Source organism: Paenibacillus sp. FSL K6-2859 (assembly GCF_038008265.1).
Taxonomy (GTDB): Bacteria; Bacillota; Bacilli; order Paenibacillales; family Paenibacillaceae; genus Paenibacillus_AQ; species Paenibacillus_AQ nitricinens.
Genome location: NZ_JBBOYU010000001.1, coordinates 4,228,559 through 4,249,124, shown reverse-complemented (window position 1 = coordinate 4,249,124; position 20,566 = coordinate 4,228,559). Strand labels below are relative to the sequence as shown.

17 protein-coding genes are annotated in these 20,566 nt (G+C 44.6%); all 17 read left to right on the top strand.

The annotated features are described in order from the left end of the window. The first annotated feature begins 8 nt into the window (after nucleotides 1–8). The 17 genes from MHB64_RS18940 (at nucleotide 9) to sleB (ending at nucleotide 20,474) form a co-directional block, all read left to right on the top strand. Nucleotides 9–986, top strand: a complete 978-nt coding sequence (locus tag MHB64_RS18940) for a DHH family phosphoesterase (protein ID WP_094870290.1) — start codon at nucleotides 9–11, stop codon at nucleotides 984–986. Next, the gene (truB, locus tag MHB64_RS18935; protein ID WP_341135154.1) at nucleotides 983–1,897 is read left to right on the top strand and encodes a tRNA pseudouridine(55) synthase TruB; all 915 of its coding nucleotides are present in this window, start codon (nucleotides 983–985) and stop codon (nucleotides 1,895–1,897) included. Before MHB64_RS18940 ends, truB begins: the two co-directional genes overlap by 4 nt. Nucleotides 1,898–1,934: 37 nt before the next feature. Beyond that, entirely contained in the window at nucleotides 1,935–2,882 is a 948-nt protein-coding gene (locus tag MHB64_RS18930) for a bifunctional riboflavin kinase/FAD synthetase (protein ID WP_341135153.1), read from the top strand. A 148-nt stretch (nucleotides 2,883–3,030) separates the two neighbouring features. Beyond that, a complete protein-coding gene (rpsO, locus tag MHB64_RS18925; protein ID WP_036656390.1) occupies nucleotides 3,031–3,300 on the top strand; it encodes a 30S ribosomal protein S15 in 270 nt (89 codons plus the stop codon). Between the two features lie 293 nt (nucleotides 3,301–3,593). Further along, nucleotides 3,594–5,696: a polyribonucleotide nucleotidyltransferase gene (gene pnp, locus MHB64_RS18920; protein WP_341135152.1), complete on the top strand. Its 2,103-nt coding sequence runs from the start codon at nucleotides 3,594–3,596 to the stop codon at nucleotides 5,694–5,696. Nucleotides 5,697–5,943: 247 nt separating this feature from the next. Then, nucleotides 5,944–6,927: a polysaccharide deacetylase family protein gene (locus tag MHB64_RS18915; protein ID WP_341135151.1), complete on the top strand. Its 984-nt coding sequence runs from the start codon at nucleotides 5,944–5,946 to the stop codon at nucleotides 6,925–6,927. A gap of 76 nt (nucleotides 6,928–7,003) precedes the next feature. After that, the gene (locus MHB64_RS18910) at nucleotides 7,004–8,272 is read left to right on the top strand and encodes a M16 family metallopeptidase (RefSeq protein WP_094870285.1); all 1,269 of its coding nucleotides are present in this window, start codon (nucleotides 7,004–7,006) and stop codon (nucleotides 8,270–8,272) included. Continuing rightward, nucleotides 8,247–8,693 carry a dUTP diphosphatase gene (dut, locus tag MHB64_RS18905; RefSeq protein ID WP_234533961.1) on the top strand — a complete coding sequence of 149 codons (447 nt, stop codon included), beginning with the start codon at nucleotides 8,247–8,249 and terminating at the stop codon, nucleotides 8,691–8,693. Before MHB64_RS18910 ends, dut begins: the two co-directional genes overlap by 26 nt. A gap of 198 nt (nucleotides 8,694–8,891) precedes the next feature. Then, nucleotides 8,892–9,788 (top strand): dipicolinate synthase subunit DpsA, encoded by an 897-nt coding sequence (gene dpsA / locus MHB64_RS18900; protein WP_341135150.1) that lies wholly within the window; start codon nucleotides 8,892–8,894, stop codon nucleotides 9,786–9,788. A 1-nt stretch (nucleotide 9,789) separates the two neighbouring features. Continuing rightward, nucleotides 9,790–10,386 carry a dipicolinate synthase subunit B gene (locus MHB64_RS18895; protein WP_042189406.1) on the top strand — a complete coding sequence of 199 codons (597 nt, stop codon included), beginning with the start codon at nucleotides 9,790–9,792 and terminating at the stop codon, nucleotides 10,384–10,386. Between the two features lie 353 nt (nucleotides 10,387–10,739). Next, a complete protein-coding gene (dapG, locus tag MHB64_RS18890; RefSeq protein ID WP_094870282.1) occupies nucleotides 10,740–11,963 on the top strand; it encodes an aspartate kinase in 1,224 nt (407 codons plus the stop codon). A 13-nt stretch (nucleotides 11,964–11,976) separates the two neighbouring features. Beyond that, a complete protein-coding gene (gene dapA, locus MHB64_RS18885) occupies nucleotides 11,977–12,852 on the top strand; it encodes a 4-hydroxy-tetrahydrodipicolinate synthase (RefSeq protein WP_094870281.1) in 876 nt (291 codons plus the stop codon). A 509-nt stretch (nucleotides 12,853–13,361) separates the two neighbouring features. Then, nucleotides 13,362–15,041 (top strand): ribonuclease J, encoded by a 1,680-nt coding sequence (locus MHB64_RS18880; RefSeq protein ID WP_042189403.1) that lies wholly within the window; start codon nucleotides 13,362–13,364, stop codon nucleotides 15,039–15,041. A 215-nt stretch (nucleotides 15,042–15,256) separates the two neighbouring features. After that, nucleotides 15,257–16,036 (top strand): ClpP family protease, encoded by a 780-nt coding sequence (locus MHB64_RS18875; protein WP_179281594.1) that lies wholly within the window; start codon nucleotides 15,257–15,259, stop codon nucleotides 16,034–16,036. Continuing rightward, nucleotides 16,033–16,245 carry a YlzJ-like family protein gene (locus MHB64_RS18870; RefSeq protein WP_042128829.1) on the top strand — a complete coding sequence of 71 codons (213 nt, stop codon included), beginning with the start codon at nucleotides 16,033–16,035 and terminating at the stop codon, nucleotides 16,243–16,245. The genes MHB64_RS18875 and MHB64_RS18870 overlap by 4 nt, the downstream gene beginning before the upstream one ends. A 78-nt stretch (nucleotides 16,246–16,323) precedes the next feature. Continuing rightward, nucleotides 16,324–18,984 carry an FtsK/SpoIIIE family DNA translocase gene (locus MHB64_RS18865; RefSeq protein WP_094877309.1) on the top strand — a complete coding sequence of 887 codons (2,661 nt, stop codon included), beginning with the start codon at nucleotides 16,324–16,326 and terminating at the stop codon, nucleotides 18,982–18,984. A gap of 623 nt (nucleotides 18,985–19,607) precedes the next feature. After that, complete coding sequence (sleB, locus tag MHB64_RS18860) at nucleotides 19,608–20,474, top strand: spore cortex-lytic enzyme (RefSeq protein ID WP_094870303.1); 867 nt, start codon at nucleotides 19,608–19,610, stop codon at nucleotides 20,472–20,474. Nucleotides 20,475–20,566 lie beyond the last annotated feature (92 nt).

Below are 20,566 nucleotides of genomic sequence, written 5' to 3'. Positions count from 1 at the left end.
GACGGCGAATGCAGAGCTATGAACAAAGTCTCCAGCAGACCCGTGAGTTTCTGCTGGAACACGACGATTACCTTGTAGTGTCGCATGTTCAGCCGGACGGAGATGCAGTCAGCTCCACCCTAGCGGTGGGCTGGCTTCTCTCATGTCTGGGCAAAAAATACACTATGCTAAATGAAGGACCGATACCGAAGCGGATGGAATACTTATGGCATTCGGAGGAAATCATCAATATGGCCTCTAGTGAGCCGCCCCGTCAATACAGCAATGTGATCTGTGTGGACTGTGCTGATTTTCAGCGAGTAGGACTAACTCATCGCTATTTTGCGAAGGATGCTCTAATCCTGAACATTGACCACCATCCCACTAACAACGGTTATGGTCTTGTGAATTTAATCAAACCGGATGCTGCTGCGACTGCGGAAATTTTGTTCGATCTGTTGAAGACGTTCGAGATTGAATGGGACATTGATATCGCCACAGCTTTATACACAGGTCTTTTGACAGATACTGGCGGATTTCGATATACCAACACATCACCAAAAGTAATGGCAGCCGTATCTGAACTGCTATCATATGGCGTTAACGGTCCTGAACTGGCTGAGACATTACTTGAAGAAATGACATTGCCGCAGATTAAAATTTTAAATAAAGCGTTAAATACTCTTCAATTATCACCCGAAGGGGATATTGCCTGGCTCTATGTTACACCGGAGGATATGATTGAATGTGCTGCTGCTAATGAAGATTTAGAAGGTCTCGTGAACTACCCTCGCAATATTCGAGGTGTGGAAGTAGGGATTCTGTTCAAAGTCATTCATGAACATGCGGTTAAAGTTAGCTTACGTTCTGCGGGTAAGGTCGATGTGGCTGATCTAGCGCAAACGTTTGGAGGTGGCGGTCATACCCGTGCTGCAGGTGCGCGTATAGAAGCTACACTCGAAACGGCAATAGCGCAAGTGCTTGAGGAGGTAAGACGTCATTTATGAGTGAATTAGAAGGTGTACTGGCGGTTTACAAGCCAGCCGGGTTCACTTCACATGATGTTGTGGCCAAGGCGCGTCGTATTCTCGGCATGAAACGGATCGGACATACAGGAACACTTGATCCACAGGTAACAGGTGTGCTACCGCTTTGTTTAGGCCGCGCTACTCGTGTCGTGGAGTATATTCAGGAGTTGCCCAAAGAATATGTGGCAACATTGAGACTGGGGATGTCCAGTGATACTGAGGACTTAACTGGGACCATTATAGAAACTGTAGATGAGGTGCATGTAACTGAAGAAGAGATTCTGTCAGTGCTTGCTTCATTTAAAGGGGTTATTTCTCAGGTTCCACCGATGTATTCTGCGGTTAAAGTTGACGGCAAACGTCTTTATGAGTTGGCAAGAGAAGGTAAAACCGTTGAACGTAAAAGCCGTGAAGTAGAGATTTACGAAATTGAAATGACGGATATGACTTGGGAAGGCAATCATCCCGATATCACATTCCGGGTGCTTTGCTCTAAGGGGACGTACATTCGTACACTCTGTGTCGACATCGGACGAGCACTTGGACTGCCGGGTGTGATGGTGAAACTAGAGAGAACGATGTCGGCAGGGATTTCTGCTAGTCATTGTCTTACGCTAGAGGATATTGCGACTCATAAAGAAGCCGGAACATTGGTAGATCATTTAATCGCTGCAGACGAAGCCATTTCTCATATGCCAAAGCACACGGTAATGGATGAGAAAAAGAAGGCAGCTTTGCAGGGGCAGCGTTTGTCCTCACGATTTATCGCTCCAGAGGTGAAGTCGAACAGTCAATTTCGGCTATACGATCTTCAAGGTGGATTTCTTGGCATTTATGAATTGGAAGATACAGGTGCAATTGCTCCAGTGAAGGTGTTTGCACAAGCTTAAATCAATTTTACCAAGTGAATTGTAGGTGAGAAACAGCGTGAGAACCGTAACGTTAACCTATCCGATGTCTCCGGAGACTGCTGCAGAGTGGGCACAGCCTCAAGTGGCTGCTCTAGGGCAGTTTGACGGATTGCATCGTGGACATGCTAGCGTCATTACATCCGCTGTGGCCCTAGCCCGTAAACAAGGTGTGCCGGCTGCAGTCCTTACATTTCATCCCCATCCTAAAGATGTTATGGGTAAGGGTGATTATGAAGGGTATTTGACGCCACCCGTAGAAAAGCAGGAGATTCTTGCTAGTTTGGGTGTCGATATCTTATATGTTATTGAATTTAACGAGCAGCTTTCCCGTGTAAGTCCTCAGAATTTTGTCTCTGTTATGCTTTTGCCGCTACATATTGTAACTGCAGTTGTCGGCTTTGACTTTCGTTTTGGTTATCATGGTGAAGGCGATGTTGAGATGCTTCGCAAGCTGGGTGAAGGTATTATGAATGTAGAGGTTGCTCCCCCTTTTCTGCTGGATGGAGAGAAGGTAAGCAGCTCCGGCATTCGTAAAAGTCTCCAAAACGGGGATTTAGAGCTGGCAAACTCCTGGTTCGGACGTTGCTATTATCTGCGTGGTGAAGTGGGGCATGGTGAGAAGAGAGGTCGCACTATTGGTTTTCCAACAGCGAACTTGAAGCTTAGTGCACATTTTGTCATCCCGACTAAAGGTGTATATGCGGTCCGAGTCTTTTATAAGGATAAAGTTTTGTATGGGGTTATGAATGTGGGCGTTAAACCTACCTTCCATGAGGGTGTATTGACTCCAAGCTTTGAGGTCCATCTGTTTGACTTTGAAGGTGATTTGTATGATCAAGAGCTCAAGGTGGAGTTAGTATCTTATATTCGTCCTGAACGAAAATTCGAATCCATTGGTGCATTGATTACTCAAATCGGTGAGGATGCAGAAACCGCGAAGAAGATTTTGGGGTATAATCTATAGTCATCCCGGACAAGCCGTTTACTTTTGTTAATGGAGATGCTATACTAATAAACGTTGCTGGCTTACAGCACCATAACCTTAGCTTGGTTGCACGTTCTCACCGACGGTGACGAGGCTAGTGGCGATTATATTGAAGGAGGTGAACAGGATGGCATTAACTCAAGAACGTAAACATCAATTGATCGACGAGCACAAAACTCACGAATCCGATACTGGATCCCCTGAGGTGCAAGTTGCTATCCTAACGGAGAACATCGTTAATTTGACTGACCACTTGCGTACGCACAAGAAAGATCATCACTCCCGTCGCGGATTGTTGAAAATGGTTGGACAACGTCGTAAACTTCTGGCGTATTTGAAAAACAAAGACATCAGACGTTACAGCGCCCTGATCGAAAGACTGGGATTGCGTCGTTAATTTTCCATAAGATAACCCTTAAAGCAGCCTGGTTGTATACCGTATGTCCTTCTCGGAGCGACAGCGGGACAGCTGGGTTGCTTTTTGAAAATTTAGGGAAAACTTTATAGCAAGACTGATGAGATTATTCGTAAAAACGGCCACTTTACATCATCTGTGAGACTTAGCCGTTTCTTCTTATATGTATACAGAACAGGCTACATACCTTAGGGACAAGCCTTTCCGATTCATTAGATCTATTTGTGAACCTGCTATATTTGATTGCGGGTCTACTACTATTCAAGGAGGTATTTATGGAAAAACGTGTAGAAATGCAGCTAGGCGGAAGACGCCTTGTGCTGGAAACGGGCCGTCTAGCTAAACAAGCAAACGCAGCCGTTATGGTGCGTTATGGGGATACTTCGGTATTATGTACCGTTACGGCTTCGAAAGAGCCAAAGGATCTGGATTTTTTCCCCCTTACAGTTAACTATGAGGAAAGATTATATGCAGTAGGTAAAATTCCTGGCGGATTTATTAAACGGGAAGGCAGACCGAGTGAGAAAGCGATTCTGTCAAGCCGTTTGACAGACCGTCCAATCAGACCCCTGTTCCCTGAAGGATTCCGTAACGATGTTCAGGTATTGAACATGGTAATGAGTGTGGATCAGGACTGCGCACCAGATATTGCTGCTATGATCGGTACTTCAGCTGCACTTAGTATTTCTGATGTGCCTTTTGATGGACCAATCGGCGGTGTTGCTGTAGGTCGGGTTAATGGAGAATTTGTGATCAATCCGGATATGGCTCAGCAAGCAATCAGTGATATTTATGTAGTGGTTGCTGGAACGAAGGAAGCAATCATGATGGTTGAAGCGGAAGCGAACGAAGTGACGGAAGATGTGATGCTCGAAGCGATTATGTTCGGTCATGATGAAATCCGTAAGATCGTTGCAACCATCGAAGAACTGGTCAAAGTGGCTGGTAAAGAAAAAATGGCTGTGAAGCTGCATACAGTGAATGCTGACGTGAATACTGAGGTCCGCGCATATGCTGAGGCTCGTCTGGTGGAAGCCGTTAAAATTGCTGAAAAACATGCTCGTCAGGAAGCGATTGATGTCGTTAATGATGAAGCGGTTGCGTATTTCGTAGAGAAGTACATAGAAGCACCGGAGCTTCTGAAAGATGTTAAAGAAGTCCTCCATGATATCGTGAAGGATGAAGTAAGACGTCTAATCACGCATGATAAGGTTCGTCCAGATGGACGTAAACTTGATGAAATCCGTCCGATTGAATGTGATACAAGCCTGTTGCCGCGTACACATGGTTCCGGTCTGTTCACACGTGGACAAACACAAATCCTTAGCGTTTGTACCCTTGGAGCACTAGGTGATGTGCAAATTCTCGACGGAATCGATCCTACTGAAACGAAACGTTTCATGCACCATTACAATTTCCCGCCGTTCAGCGTAGGGGAAGCTCGTCCGCTTAGAGCACCAGGACGACGTGAAATCGGTCACGGAGCACTTGGAGAACGTGCATTATCCAAGGTAATTCCTAGTGAAACTGAATTCCCGTACACGATTCGTCTAGTATCAGAAGCGATTGAATCTAACGGTTCTACATCCCAGGCAAGCATCTGTGCCAGTATTCTGGCTATGATGGACGCTGGTGTGCCAATCAAAGCTCCAGTGGCCGGAGTAGCAATGGGTCTGATTAAAGACGGAGAGCATGTCTCCATCCTGACGGATATTCAAGGTATGGAAGATCATCTCGGAGATATGGACTTCAAGGTAGCTGGTACAGCAGAAGGTGTTACAGCTATTCAAATGGACATTAAGATTGCCGGTATCGACCGCAACATTCTTCAGGAAGCACTTCAACAGGCTAAAGAAGGCCGTCTGTTCATCTTGGACAAAATGAATGAAGCGATCTCTGCGCCAAGACCTAATCTGTCCAAATATGCTCCTAAAATCATTATTATCAACATCAATCCGGACAAAATCCGTGATGTTATCGGTGCTGGTGGTAAGATTATCAATAAAATTATTGAAGAAACCGGCGTGAAAATCGACATCGAACAAGATGGCCGTGTCTTTATCGGTTCTTCAGATGAAGAAATGATCCAAAAGGCTCGTTCGATTATCGAAGGTCTTGTGCGTGAAGTACAAGTCGGAGAAATCTATGTGGGTACAGTTAGACGTATTGAGAAATTTGGTGCATTTGTTGAACTGATTCCGGGCAAAGACGGATTGGTACACATTTCCCAATTGTCCACTGAGCGTGTAGCTAAGGTAGAAGATGTTGTTGCTATTGGTGACACCATTACCGTTAAAGTTACCGAGATCGATCCACAAGGCCGGGTTAACCTGTCTCGTAAAGCGGTGTTGACTTCGGAAACTGGAGCTAAAGCGTAAGTTTGATCTTAGTAATAACCTTTACAAAAGGGATCTAATTTCATTATTAAAAGAGACAGAAGCGATTTGCGTTCTGGCTCTTTTTTTATATGAAAGAAGGTGGAAAACTGTAGCAAACATTCCTATCTATTAGTCTTGTATCTGTTCATGACATAAATTCCTCCCTTGTCTCATAAATTGGGACAAAGTGTCTTTGTAATCGTGTGGAACGAACCTGAAATTCGTTTCTACCGGGGAGGAAGTCGTCATGAAGACGGAAAAAGTGGCATTAGTGGTTGCTTGTGTAGCAATCGTGATAGGAATTGGTAGCACACAGGGACCAGTCAAGGACATGCTTGCGCAATTGAAGCCGCAGGATGATCTTGCGGTGTGGATGGATATCCCTAAGGCGGCCAATAACGATCTTCGTCTGAGGATTGAGACCGCCGCGGCCAAACTAAATGCACCTCCAGTGGATGCAGTGGTTGACCGGGTGTGGAAAGCCATTCCGGGTTATAACGGACTTGAGATTGATGTAGAGAGTACCTATCGGAATGCTCTTTTGGCACCAAAAGAGCCCATAAAGTTAGTGTATCGGCAGATCGAACCAAAAGTATCGTTAAATGAACTGGGAGCAGAACCTATATATCGAGGAAATCCGGCGAAACCGATGGTATCACTGATGATTAATGTGGCTTGGGGGAATCAGTATATCGTGCCCATGCTGGATATTTTGGATGAAGAGAACGTGAAAGTTACGTTTTTTCTGGATGGAAGCTGGCTGAGCAAGAATCCAGAGCTTGCTGCAGAAATGTTAAAGCGTGGTCATGAGATGGAGAATCACGCCTATACCCACCCCAATATGAGTACTTTAAGTCGAGCGCGTGCTACAGTTGAGATTGAAAAGACGCAAAAGCTGCTAAAAGAATCACTTGGAGTCACTAATAAATGGTTCGCACCTCCATCTGGTGATTTCGATCAAGAGACAGTAGAAATTGCTAGCAGCTTGGGCTTAAAGACTGTACTCTGGACTGTGGATACGGTGGATTGGCGCAATCCTTCTCCTGAATCTATAGTTGCCAAAATCACAAGTAAAGCTGAATCCGGGACACTGGTTCTAATGCATCCTACTGCCTCATCCTCCAAGGCGCTGAAGGCCATGATACGCGGGATAAAGGCAAAAGGGTTACAGCTAGGAACAGTCAGCCAAACGCTGTCAGCGGAGCGTCTAATCCCCTCTGATGTTGAGTGAGTGATCTATTTCTGGTAGGATTATAGGCACGTGTATTAAATTAGATAGAACATGGCTATTGCCAGGAGGACATGAAGTGGAAAAAATAGTATTATCCAATGGATTACGAGTAGTGATGGAAAAAATTCCGACCGGCCGGTCCGTATCATTTGGAATTTGGGTGAAGACAGGTTCGCGGAATGAACACCCTGGAAACAACGGGATATCCCATTTTGTAGAGCATATGCTTTTTAAAGGTACGGACCGATATAGTGCTAAGGATATTGCCGAGCAGTTCGATGCTATTGGCGGCAATGTAAATGCGTTTACCTCTAAGGAATATACTTGCTATTATGCAAAGGTATTGGATGAGCATCTGCCTATCGCAGTAGATGTGTTAGCAGATATGTTCTTCCGTTCACGTATGGATGCTGAAGAGCTGGAGAAGGAAAAAAACGTCATCCTTGAGGAAATTTCTATGTGCGAGGATACACCAGACGACCTTGTGCATGATTTGATGTGTGCTGCTGCTTACAAGGATCATCCGCTTGCGTATTCTATCCTAGGCTTAAAGGAACGGCTGATGGAAATGAAGCCAGATGATCTTCGTGCTTACATGAAGGAGCAGTATACGATTGAGAATACGGTAATTAGTGTAGCGGGGAACATTAGTGATGGACTGATTGAGCTGCTGGAGCAGCATTTTGGTTCTTTTGCTAATCATGGCACATCTGCGCCGCTGACTCCACCGGATTATTATGGGGATTTGTTGTTTCACCGCAAAAAAACAGAACAGAATCATATCTGTCTTTCCTTACCAGGGGTCCGCTCTGGCGACCCAATGCAATATGCTATGGTGCTTATTAATAATGCCATTGGTGGGGGGATGAGCTCACGGATGTTCCAAGAGATTCGTGAAAAACGTGGCCTAGCTTATTCTGTATATTCATACCACAGTTCTCAGGCGGATTCTGGTTTATTCACGGTCTATGCTGGAACAGCACCGAAGCAAACTAAGGATGTAACAGAGCTAATTAAGGAAATGATGTACGAACTTGCTACTAAGGGTCTTAGTGAAGATGAACTGCGAAAAGGCAAGGAGCAGCTTAAAGGTAGCCTTATTCTTAGCCTGGAAAGCACTAGTAGCCGGATGAATCGGATTGGGAAAAATGAACTCATGCTCGGAAAACATAACACATTAGACGATATGATCGCCAAGATTCAGTTAGTAACGATGGACAATATCAACAGTGTGCTTGATAATATGTTTGCTGAGCCGCTTTCTTTAGCGATGGTAGGTTCAACAGATAAAGCTATTGCAAATGTTAGGAGAGATGATCTTGTCTTATTACGTACAAATCAATAAACTAGCTGGAAACGAGGATGTTAATCTTCCTTGTAAAATGTCAGAACAGGCTTCCGGGTATGATCTTTATGCCGCGGTTGAAAGCGAAGTCGTGCTTGCTCCTGGAGAACGTGCATTAATTCCAACAGGCATATCATTAGCTATGCCAGACGGATTAGAAGCTCAGATTCGCCCACGAAGTGGACTGGCCTTGAAGCATGGGATTACGTGTTTGAACACACCTGGAACGATTGATGCTGATTATCGTGGAGAGATCAAAGTGTTGTTGATCAATCTAGGGCAAGAGCCATTTGCTATTGCTCGCAATGAGCGTATTGCCCAAATGGTATTTCAAGCGGTTCCAGTGGTCACTTTGGTTGAAGTAGATACTTTATCCGAAACAGAACGTGGAGCCGGAGGCTTCGGTCACACTGGCAAATAATATGACTTATTAAAAAGCTTGCGAATTTATGCCTAATCGGCGTGATTCGTGAGCTTTTTTTTCGTTTAAATATGACGATTTATAAGTTTCACACATTTAAGCCTGCATGGTAATTCTTCTCCGCTTTTCACCCATTAAGAATGCCCAGCATAAGATGCTCTATAGTCGATAGTGTATGTTGAAAGGAGCGTCATCCCTATGCTTACTGGCGTCAGGATCGTGTTCCTGGGCGGGGACGCGAGACAGCTTGAAGTGATTCGGAAATGTGTGGAATTGGATGCGACGGTAAGCGCTGCCGGGTTCGATAAATGGGAAACCCCTTGCCCAGGGGTGAGCCTGGAACAGATGACGGTAGAGCTGCTTAGTAATGCAGATGTATTAGTGTTGCCTACGATTGGTTGTGATGATGAAGGAAATATCAGTGCTTTATTTTCTTCTGAACGCTTGATGCTCTTGGAAGAACATTTTGCTGCTCTGCCACCCCATTGTTTGGTGTATAGCGGCATGGCTAAAAGCTACTTACGCGGCATGTGCGCCAAGCATTCGTTAAAGTTAATTGAATTGCTTAATCGTGATGATGTAGCCATCTACAACTCCATCCCAACAGCGGAAGGGGCATTGGTTATGGCCATACAGAACACGGATTTTACCATTCACAGTTCCAAATCGATGGTACTGGGCTTGGGCAGAACGGGTTTTACAATGGCAAGAAGCCTGCAAGGGTTGGGTGCTAGTGTCAAAGCCGGAGTTAGAAAACAGGAACATTATGCACGTGCTGAGGAAATGGGCTGGAAGCCGTTTATGACCAGTGAACTGTTGCTTCATGTGCCGGATGTTGATCTAATATTTAATACGATTCCAAGTATGATCATCACCGCACAAGTGCTTTCACGTATCTCACCGAATTGTTTAATTGTTGACCTGGCTTCCGCTCCAGGTGGATGTGACTTTCGTTATGCGGAGAAAAGAGGAATTAAAGCGATGCTGGCACCTGGACTCCCTGGCATTGTAGCTCCTAAAAGCGCTGGGATTATTATGGCAAATGCGCTGGTTCAGTCGATATCGGACGAGGCTTTAATCAAGGGGGACGAATAAAATGGATTGGCACGGAAAAACAGTAGGGTATGCGATTACCGGATCTCACTGCACATTTGCGGAGGTAATGCCGCAAATTCAACGCTTCGTAGATGGAGGAGCAAACGTAGTGCCCATAGTTTCAGCATCCGTACTAGGCACCGACACCCGCTTTGGAACATCGCAAAATTGGCTAAAACAGTTGAAAGATATAACAGGTAATGATATCATTTCTACAATTGTTGAAGCGGAACCGCTGGGTCCTTCCAAGCTGCTGGATGTGCTTACCATAGCACCTTGCACTGGAAATACAACGAGTAAATTGGCAAATGCTATGACCGATAGTCCAGTGCTCATGGCTGCGAAATCGCAGATGCGCAATGGACGTCCACTAGTTCTCGCGATATCTACCAATGATGGCTTAGGTCTTAATGCCGCAAATATTGCAAAGCTTCTCGTGGCTAAACATATTTATTTTGTGCCATTCGGACAGGATAACCCTGAGGGCAAACCTAATTCGTTAGTAGCGCGTATGGATCTTATCCCAGAAGCTTGCTATGCCGCTTTGCAAGGTAAACAACTACAGCCGATGATTATTGAAAAGTTTCATTCCGTCTAGAATAAGGCGGAATCGGTGGGCTAGTTGCGGATAATAAAAGGGGAGATGCACTAAATGAGCAATGAGAAGTTAAATGCCGCCTTGGTTGGAGTTGCTTCTTAATCAATAGACGCGGTCGTTAACGCTCAAAGCCAAGATCTGCTAAACCCATTGCTGAGATCATTGCTACCAAAAAATATAAGCTTACTGCTACCGTCCTCATTTCGAGGGCGGTACAACCATTTTTCAAATTAAAAGAAAATTACTTAAGAAATAAGCTTACGTACTGTAAAGGAATTTCTCATTAGAAACGAAATGAATTCTATTTACGAACGATTAGTGTGTTTGCTTTGACAATAATGGAGGAATTATACATGGGTATTCTGGTACAAAAATTCGGAGGAACATCACTTTCAACACCGCAAGCTAGAGAGCACGTCATTCGTAATGTCAAACGGGAGCTCGCTAGTGGCTATAGTCTGGTCATCGTTGTTTCGGCTATGGGCAGACGCGGAGAACCTTATGCAACGGATACGCTGCTGGATTGGGCCGTACAGAATGGAGATTCACTTCCAGAGCGTGAGAAGGATCTCTTGATGTGCTGTGGTGAGATTATCTCTGCGACTACACTTTGTGGATTGCTGGAGAATGAAGGGATTGCTTCTACGGTATTAACGGGAGCTCAGGCTGGTTTCTTGACCGATAGCAACTATGGCAATGCAAGAATTCTAGATGTACGTCCTGAACGAGTTCTCCGCGAATTGCGTGAAGGTAAAGTGGTTATAGTGACAGGGTTCCAAGGACAGACTGAAGCGGGTGATTTGACGACTTTAGGACGTGGAGGAAGTGATACCTCTGCGACTGCACTGGGTGCTGCTCTTCATGCAGATATGGTTGATATCTATACAGACGTTAATGGGATTCTTACAGCAGATCCGCGGATCGTTGAAGATGCTAAACCGTTAACTTATGTTAGTTATACAGAAATTTGTAATATGGCTCATCAAGGAGCAAAGGTCATCCATCCGCGTGCGGTTGAGATTGCTATGCAGGCACAAATTCCAGTACGTGTTCGTTCAACATTTTCTGAGAATGAAGGAACGCTGGTTACGAATCCAGAAGGATTCAACGACATTCAGTCTGGCGGCATTGTAGATCGCTTCGTAACAGGGATTGCATATGTCAGCAACGTCACACAGATTTCTGTGGAGTGTCCAGATGGAAATGGTACGGGCGTTCAACTGCAAATTTTTAAAAGTATGGCTGACAACGGAATAAGCGTTGATTTTATTAATGTAACACCTACGGAAGCTCTTTATACTGTGTTCGATGACAAATCAGAAAAGGCCATCTCAGTTCTTCAGCAATTGGGCCTGCGTCCTAAGAGCTTATCAGGTTGTGCAAAAGTTTCCGTTATCGGAGGCGGAATTAATGGTGTGCCTGGTATTATGGCTCGTATCGTTGAGGCACTTAGCTCACAAAATATTCAGATTCTCCAATCCGCAGATTCGAATACAACGATTTGGGTGCTGGTGAAGAAAGAGGATATGGTGCAGTCCCTGCGTTCGCTGCACGCTATGTTTGAATTGCACCGCTAAGGAGGAATTCAAAGTGGATTTCGGAAGATTAATAACAGCCATGGTAACTCCCTTTGACGGGGATGGAGAAATCAACTGGGATGTAACTTCACAGCTTGTCAATTATTTAATTGAGGAACAGAAATCAGAGGCTTTGGTTGTCTGTGGCACAACTGGGGAATCCCCTACGTTAAGTGATGAGGAGAAACTGCAGCTGTTTTCTTTCGTACTAGAGAAGGCGAATGGTCGCTGTAAAATTATTGCTGGAACAGGCAGTAATAACACGAAGCACTCTATTCACCTCACGAAGGAAGCGGAGAAAATAGGTGTGGATGGCGTACTTTTGGTCGTTCCTTATTACAATAAGCCTAATCAGGAAGGGCTCTATCAGCATTTTTCTACGATTGCTTCGGAGACTTCATTGCCAGTTATGCTGTATAATGTTCCCGGTCGCACGGGTGTGAGTATGAGCGTAGACACAACCCTTCGACTTGCAGAAATTTCGAATATTGTTGCGACAAAAGAATGTGCATCTGTTGATCAAGTGACACTTATCGCTTCTGCGTCTGCCGATGACTTCCGTGTATATACTGGTGATGATTCAGCGGGCTTAGCTAGTCTAGCTGTAGGTGGATACGGAATTATCAGCGTAGCTAGTCATGTGGTTGGTGCACAGATGTCAGAAATGATCTATGCATACAGCTCCGGAAATGTGCAGCGAGCGGGAGAGATTCATCGGAAACTGTTCCCAATTTTTAAGGGATTATTCGAATGCCCGCAACCGCTACCGAATCCTTCCGCGGTCAAATATGCTTTAACTCTGAAGGGTCTGCCTGTTGGAGGCGTCAGATTGCCGCTTATTTCACCTACGGAAGCGGAAGCGGCCTTTATTGAAGCGCTATTTCACTAAGTGCTGAACAATGATATTCTTGTGTTTAAACCGGCTTCTCCTGTGGAGAGCCGGTTTTTATATTTATTATATTTTGCTAAAATAATGGGTCACATTTAAGGAAAGAATTTGGATACGAGATAGGGTGACTTGTCTTTTGCCAAAAAAATCATGTATAATGATCTTAAGTGACTGGGTGCGGTTAAAATTAAATATGCGGTAATCTTCCGTCAATGGTTTACATTGTGAGACAGGATAGGTCCCAAGATGAGTCTGTGTAAATGATTGAAATGTCTTCGCGCGAGGGGCGCGACGGTGAATTTTGACGGCATTTGTCCGTTTCAATATGAACTTTACTGCCCGGAATCGGGAGCTTTCGCATTGCGCATTTTACAGATATCAGGAATATCCTTGTTAATTAGGAAGCTATCAGCTGTTTGAAGAATGTGTTCAGCGCCGCTGAAATAATCGAAGTTCAATATTTACCAATAAAAGTATGACGTCCAACATCATAGGAGGGTTAGATTCATTTGTCCAAAAAAAACAACAACGATAAATTGATGATTTTCGCATTGGGCGGAGTCGGAGAAATCGGGAAAAACATGTATGTCATTCAATATGGAGCTGACATTGTAGTCGTGGATTCGGGACTTAAGTTCCCGGAAGAAGATATGCTCGGTATTGATATTGTAATTCCTGATATCTCTTATTTGACAGAGAACCGTGACAAGGTAAGAGGAATTGTACTTACCCACGGACACGAGGATCACATCGGTGGTCTCCCATATGTCCTGAAGAATTTGAATGTTCCGGTTTACGGAACAAGACTTACATTAGGCCTTGTAGAAAACAAATTGAAGGAAGCAAACTTACTGGGTGACACCAAACGGATTCTGATCAATGAAGATTCAGAAATTCAACTGGGAAGTTCACTCAAAGTTACTTTCTTCAGAACCAATCACAGTATTCCTGATTCCGTCGGTGTATGCATCGAAACACCGGAGGGTAACGTAGTTCATACGGGAGATTTCAAATTTGACCACACTCCAGTCAACGGTCAATTTGCAAATCTGCATCGGATGGCTGAAATTGGTCAGAAGGGCGTGCTTGCTCTTTTGTCGGATAGTACAAATGCTGAGAAACCAGGCTTTACCCCATCTGAAAAGAATGTTGGTATTGTTCTGGAAGATATTTTCCGCAAAGCTGAACAACGTGTCGTTGTAGCAACTTTTGCTTCCAATGTGCACCGTATTCAGCAAGTGGTTAATGCGGCAGAATCCACAGGTCGTAAAATTACAGTAATTGGCCGTAGTATGGTAAACGTTGTATCTATTGCTTCTGAGCTTGGATATCTGAACGTACCTGACGGTATGCTGATCGAGCCTGAAGAAATGAACAGAATGGCAGCGAACCGTGTCGTTGTTCTTTGCACAGGATCCCAAGGCGAGCCAATGTCTGCATTGACCCGTATGGCACGTTCCAGTCATCGTAAAGTAGATATCTTGCCAGGTGATACTGTTATTATTGCAGCAACACCGGTACCAGGTAACGAGAAATATGTAGGTCGTACCATTGATGAATTGTTCCGTCTTGGCGCTAACGTAATTTATAGCGGTTCCAATTCTGGCGTTCACGTATCTGGTCACGGTAGCCAGGAAGAGCTTAAGCTTATGCTCAATCTGATGAAACCAAAATATTTCATTCCAATTCATGGTGAATACCGTATGCAACGCAAACATGCGCTTTTGGCAGAATCCGTTGGCGTAGAGTCTCAGAACATTTTCATCACTGAAATTGGTGAGATTGTGGAAATTCAAGGCGGTGCCGCTCGTAAAGCTGGTAAAGTAACGGCTGGTAACGTATTGATTGACGGTCTGGGTGTAGGTGATGTAGGTAATATTGTATTGCGTGACCGTAAGTTACTGTCTCAAGATGGTATTTTGGTTGTCGTGGTTACATTAAGCAAACAGAATGGTGCAATTGTCTCCGGACCTGACATCATTTCTCGTGGTTTCGTTTATGTCCGTGAGTCCGAAGGACTGCTTGACGAAGCGAACCGAATTGTTTCCAGTACACTGCAGCGCCTGATGAGTGAGAAAGTAAATGAGTGGGCATCGCTTAAAACAAGCGTAAAAGATTCACTCGGTCGTTTCTTATATGAGCAAACGCGTCGTAGACCGATGATTTTGCCAATTATCATGGAAGTGTGAGGAGAATTCTCCTTAAATAAATATATAGCTTGGGCATTGGCCCCTTTTCCCCGGAAATATTGGACGGTTTCTACGGGAAAAGGGGTTTTTGTATTGTTTATATTCACATCATGAGGAGAGCTTTGCATAATGCGGGGCCCTGAAATGTCATACTAATGAAAGTTAGTAAGGCTATTGCAGACCAGAGCTGCATAAGAAAAGGGAGAGCTGCGAAGATGAACTACATGAATGGATCAAATGGAGCAAAGAATGAGGAAGTTATACCACAAGAGGGAAATCCAAGTACAAATGAAAATATGCCGCCCACTACAATGGGTGCACTGAAAGAGCTTGGACAAACAGCGGTACCTACTGGTGAACCGGATATCTTTTGCATAACGATCATCGGTCAAATTGAAGGCCATATTGTAATGCCTCCTCAGAACAAAACGACAAAATACGAACATATCATTCCCCAGCTGGTGGCAGCTGAACAGAATAAGAATATTAAAGGTCTGCTTATTATTTTAAATACGGTTGGTGGAGATGTAGAAGCTGGTCTAGCGATTGCCGAAATGATTTCTTCGCTCTCTAAACCAACGGTAACAGTAGTCATTGGAGGGGGCCATAGTATTGGCGTTCCGATCGCTGTATCCTCTACGTATTCAATTATTGCGGAAAGTGCAACGATGACGATACATCCGATTCGTATGAATGGTTTAGTAATTGGAGTGCCACAGACGTTCGAATACATGGAAAAAATGCAGGAGCGTGTAGTGAAATTCGTTACTTCTCATTCTCGGATTTCTGAAGAACAGTTCCGTGATCTCATGTTTAAGACAGGTGAGCTCAATCGTGATATTGGAACAGCCGTTGGGGGGTTGGACGCCGTTAAATATGGTCTCATGGATGAGGTGGGCGGGATCGGAGCTGCCTTAGCGCATCTTAACCGGATGATTGGTGGAGATTTCTCTGCAGCGCCTACAGCTGCGATTTCGGGAGGGCTTACGCAATGACACTCTACACGATAATGTCGATGGAACAGGTGTGGGAGGGTGCCTTTAATAATTACGCTACAACGCGAGAAGTAAGTGTTCAAGGGATGCTCATGCAGGTTGAGCCGATGGAGGAAGGACGCGCGCGCATAGTAAGATTGCTGGATTGTCCTTTGGAGCGATATTTGGATCCGTCGTTCTCTCCAGGAGCGATAATTACGTTAACATAAAGATTCAATTTTTGACAAAAGAGAACATAGGTACGCCACGCCATTATATGGTATAATGTTGTTCCGGGGGTGGCTGGCGTGGCTAAACGAAAAAAGAAAAAGAAAAAAGCGCTGCTCGGCAGCGTTTTAAAATATGAAATTTATGGAATTTTACTAATAACGATATCCGTTATTGCTCTGTCCGGTGAAGCGGCGGTAGGGCGGTCACTTTCAAGTATGGCGGGTTATTTATTAGGGAGATTTTATTTTGTGTTGCCGCTTATTGGTATTTTTTATGGGCTTATGGTTATGATCCATCGAAGATGGCCTTCTTCTTGGAACAGTCGGCATACAGGCGTGCTTTTGCTTCTGCTTTCCATGTGCCTTATGAGTACGATTTCTGCAATGGAGCAGAAGCTTGGCCCGTTGTCCTTGCTCCATCCTGGCAACGTGATGACACAAATACATAATGATCTTTCGGGATCTCTTTCGCCTGGTGTTAACAATAGTAATGTCTATATGCTGGGTAAGGATATAAGTGGTGGATATATCGGCGGGTTGGAGTATGCTGCGCTGCTGTGGCTCTTTGGTAGTCTGGGCGCTAAGCTGCTCATGATAGTTATGCTTGCCATCAGCTTTATGTTAATTACAAATCTCTCTTATGTAGAGATTATTACTCTTTTACGAGTTCGTACGGTTAAGTTTGTGGAGGGGATTCGTCTCCATGCGGCAAACCGTCCGAAGGCAGTCCCGGTAGCGGCTAGACCTTCTAAATCAGCTGCCCAGGCTAAGACTCGGCAGGTGAAGCAGCCTGTCTATGAAGAAGATGACGAAGAGGAAGAAGACGATCGATATTTACCTAACCGCAAGCAACCTGTTCTTTTGAAAAAAATATCCGGTTGGTTCTCAGGCTCCACCCGTTCAGAGGCGGAAGCCGATTCTGGGAATGATGATCAAGGTCCAATTGTAACAAGTGCTTCGCACGGTCCGATCATTTCCGGGCTTTCTGTAGATAGTCGTGTGACTTCACTTGAGGATATTCATCAGGATTTTGATGATGCAGATATGGATATGGAACCTGTGACGCCAATTATCCGCGACTTCTTTGAGCATATCCGCTCAGAAGGGTTGAATGAGGAAGATAGGGAGGATTGGAGTGAATTCTCTCCAGCGGCTCGTGGTGTTACTAGCAAAGCTCCTGTTACTGGGGCTAATCCAATTCATCAACAGATTTCAGATGAGCCTGAGGAGAATGTGAACATAGACTTGAATGGATTGCTAAGTGCTACTCCGGATGGCGAGATCGTTCCTGCACCACCAGCACCACCTCCACCAAAGCCTTATAAGCTGCCATCTTTCCGTCTTCTAGCTAAACCTAACAACAGCGGCAAAGCGGGAGATCAGAATGATTATATGCAGACAGCCCGTAAGCTAGAAGCTACACTTGAGAGCTTTGGTGTAAGGGCAAAGGTTCTTGAAGTAGTTAGAGGTCCAGCGGTTACACGGTATGAAATTCAGCCGGATATTGGTGTTAAGGTTAGCCGTATTGTTAATCTGACGGATGACATTGCACTTGCTCTTGCTGCCAAAGATATACGTATGGAAGCACCCATTCCGGGTAAATCAGCAATTGGAATAGAGGTGCCAAATTCCGAAGTGTCTGTTGTTACTATGCGTGAAGTTATGGAAACACAGATCTTTCAGGAAGCAGAGTCCAGATTATCGATTGCCTTTGGACGTGATATTTCGGGTCAGACAATTATCGGTAATTTAGCGAAGATGCCCCATTTATTGGTGGCTGGTGCAACGGGTTCTGGTAAATCGGTTTGTATTAACGGGATTATTACGAGTATTTTATACAAAGCTAAACCTGATGAAGTCAAATTCCTGATGGTGGACCCGAAGATGGTAGAGCTGAATGTCTATAATGGGATTCCGCATCTTCTGGCTCCAGTGGTTACTGATCCGAAGCGGGCGAGCTTAGCTTTAAAGAAGATCGTTGTGGAAATGGAGAAAAGGTATGAACTCTTCTCCAAATCGGGAACACGGAACATGGAAGGCTATAATAAGCTGATGGCTGAGAATCCAGCGGCTATTCTTCCTTATATTGTTGTTATTGTGGACGAGCTTGCGGATTTGATGATGGTTGCCGCTAACGATGTAGAGGATGCTATCTGTCGACTCGCACAGATGGCGCGTGCAGCTGGTATTCATCTAATTATCGCTACCCAGCGTCCTTCCGTAGATGTCATTACAGGTTTGATTAAGGCTAATATTCCTTCTCGTATAGCTTTTGGTGTATCGTCCAATGTAGACTCTCGAACCATTCTGGATATGCCAGGCGCGGAGAAGCTTTTGGGTCGAGGAGACATGCTGTTCTTACCGATGGGGGCTTCTAAACCGATTCGAGTACAGGGTGCTTTTATGAGCGATCAGGAGGTTGAGACGATCGTTCAATATGTCAGCAGTCAAGGGGAAGCAGAATATGATGAGTCTATTGTTCCAGAGGTAGATGACACAATCGCAGAAGATCAGGAACCTCAGGATGAGTTATATGAGCAGGCCGTAACGATCGTGCTTGAAGCGAAGCAGGCTTCGGTCTCGCTTCTACAGCGCCGGATGAGGGTTGGTTACACCCGTGCAGCCCGTTTGATTGACTCCATGGAGGCTCGTGGGGTCATTGGGCCATACGAGGGCAGCAAGCCGCGTGAGGTGCTTGTGTCACTGGAGCAATATCAGCATAACAAGATCAGTTCTTAAGCTGGACAAGTCAGTTCTAGCATTTAATAGACAGTGAGAAGGGGCGGTGCTCAAGTAGTTTGTACTACTTGGGCACCGCCCCTTACTCTGCTGAAAAAGTGTAAACGCCCCTTCAAATAATGGTCTTTGTGAAGCTGCATTAAAGAATTAGGGAATTTCTCCCTGAAATACTGATATTATGGTCCTCAGAATTACAATTAGGGAAAAGCTCCCTATAATTCGTCTGGTTTGGTAAGAAATCAGGGAATTAGCCTGATTTTTAGGGAGGAATTCCCTGAGTTCATTCAATATTAGGAAATATCGAATATTTTTAGGGAGTTTTTCCCTAAAAGTGCGAACCTGTTACTTGGACTATTGTGAATTCATATCACTAAAAGGTTGAGAAGTATGACGTATATCTATAATTTCAATTAATGCGTGGTTCCACAGTAAAATGTAGTCCTTTAAATTCATGATTCATATCAACTCCATGGTTTTCTTATTTCGATTATAGTTGATAATCATTCTCAATTACAATGGAAAGCTATTTCTTCTTTTTAGTAATGCATAGGATGCGCTGACAGTCGTCATAATAACTTTAGCCATCCATGCAGAACTTACAAAAGAAAGGTAGAGCGAACCCTATGAAGAAACAAAAGATGTGGATATTTGCTGCTTTAACTCTTGCACTTGCTGCCGCGCCGTTTGCAGGAACGTTTTTCAAGGGGAATGGCATTGTTCAGACCAAGCAAAGTGCTGCTGCGTCATTTGTCCACGAGTTAAATAATCCTGACGAAGAAGCCTTGCCGGCTTTCAGTACAACACCCATTAAGCTTGGGTCCACGGGTCAGGATGTCTATGAATTGCAGGGACGATTAAAGCATTTAGGTTATTATGCCGGAAAAATAGACAGTCAGTTTGGGCCGAAAACGAAGAATGCAGTCACTTGGTTTCAATGGAAGTTCGGAATGAAGTCTGATGGCATTGTAGGTGCCAAAACGAAGCTGAAGCTGTATAACGCCACGAAGAACTGGAAGCCGACTGAGCCTTCTACGGGCACGGGAAATAAGACAGCAGAGGGAAACACTGGCAATAAAACAAATACGACAGATAAATCGAATTCTCCAGGGTTGTCTTCAGGCAATTCGATGGGTTTATCGGAGAATGATCTGAAGATCATGGCCAATGCCGTGTATGGAGAAGCCAGAGGTGAGCCTTTTGAAGGCCAGGTTGCTGTGGCTGCGGTCATTTTAAATCGTGTGAAATCACCTAGTTTCCCGAATACGCCGTCAGGTGTTATTTTTCAACCGAGAGCATTTACAGCTGTAGCCGATGGCCAAATCTATCTGGAGCCAAATGAGCAAGCACGTAAGGCAGTACAGCAAGCACTCAGTGGTTGGGATCCATCCGGAGGATGTCTGTATTACTTCAACCCTAAAACGGCTACCTCAAAATGGATTTGGAGCCGGCCTCAGGTTAAGACGATAGGTCAGCATATTTTCTGTATGTAGAACAGTAGGATAGAGAATTCAAAGAGCAACCGGGAAGAGGCTTCCGGTTGCTTCCTTACTTTGGAATGGTTTAGAATGGTTAATAATTCATA

What these genes read in the sequence shown, in the direction of transcription:
- truB (WP_341135154.1), top strand. Translation starts at nt 983, where the DNA reads ATGAGTGAATTAGAAGGTGTACTGGCGGTTTACAAGCCAGCCGGGTTC.
- dapG (WP_094870282.1), top strand. Translation starts at nt 10,740, where the DNA reads ATGGGTATTCTGGTACAAAAATTCGGAGGAACATCACTTTCAACACCG.
- sleB (WP_094870303.1), top strand. Translation starts at nt 19,608, where the DNA reads ATGAAGAAACAAAAGATGTGGATATTTGCTGCTTTAACTCTTGCACTT.
- MHB64_RS18875 (WP_179281594.1), top strand. Translation starts at nt 15,257, where the DNA reads ATGAACTACATGAATGGATCAAATGGAGCAAAGAATGAGGAAGTTATA.
- MHB64_RS18895 (WP_042189406.1), top strand. Translation starts at nt 9,790, where the DNA reads ATGGATTGGCACGGAAAAACAGTAGGGTATGCGATTACCGGATCTCAC.
- rpsO (WP_036656390.1), top strand. Translation starts at nt 3,031, where the DNA reads ATGGCATTAACTCAAGAACGTAAACATCAATTGATCGACGAGCACAAA.
- dpsA (WP_341135150.1), top strand. Translation starts at nt 8,892, where the DNA reads ATGCTTACTGGCGTCAGGATCGTGTTCCTGGGCGGGGACGCGAGACAG.
- pnp (WP_341135152.1), top strand. Translation starts at nt 3,594, where the DNA reads ATGGAAAAACGTGTAGAAATGCAGCTAGGCGGAAGACGCCTTGTGCTG.
- MHB64_RS18870 (WP_042128829.1), top strand. Translation starts at nt 16,033, where the DNA reads ATGACACTCTACACGATAATGTCGATGGAACAGGTGTGGGAGGGTGCC.
- MHB64_RS18915 (WP_341135151.1), top strand. Translation starts at nt 5,944, where the DNA reads ATGAAGACGGAAAAAGTGGCATTAGTGGTTGCTTGTGTAGCAATCGTG.
- MHB64_RS18940 (WP_094870290.1), top strand. Translation starts at nt 9, where the DNA reads ATGCAGAGCTATGAACAAAGTCTCCAGCAGACCCGTGAGTTTCTGCTG.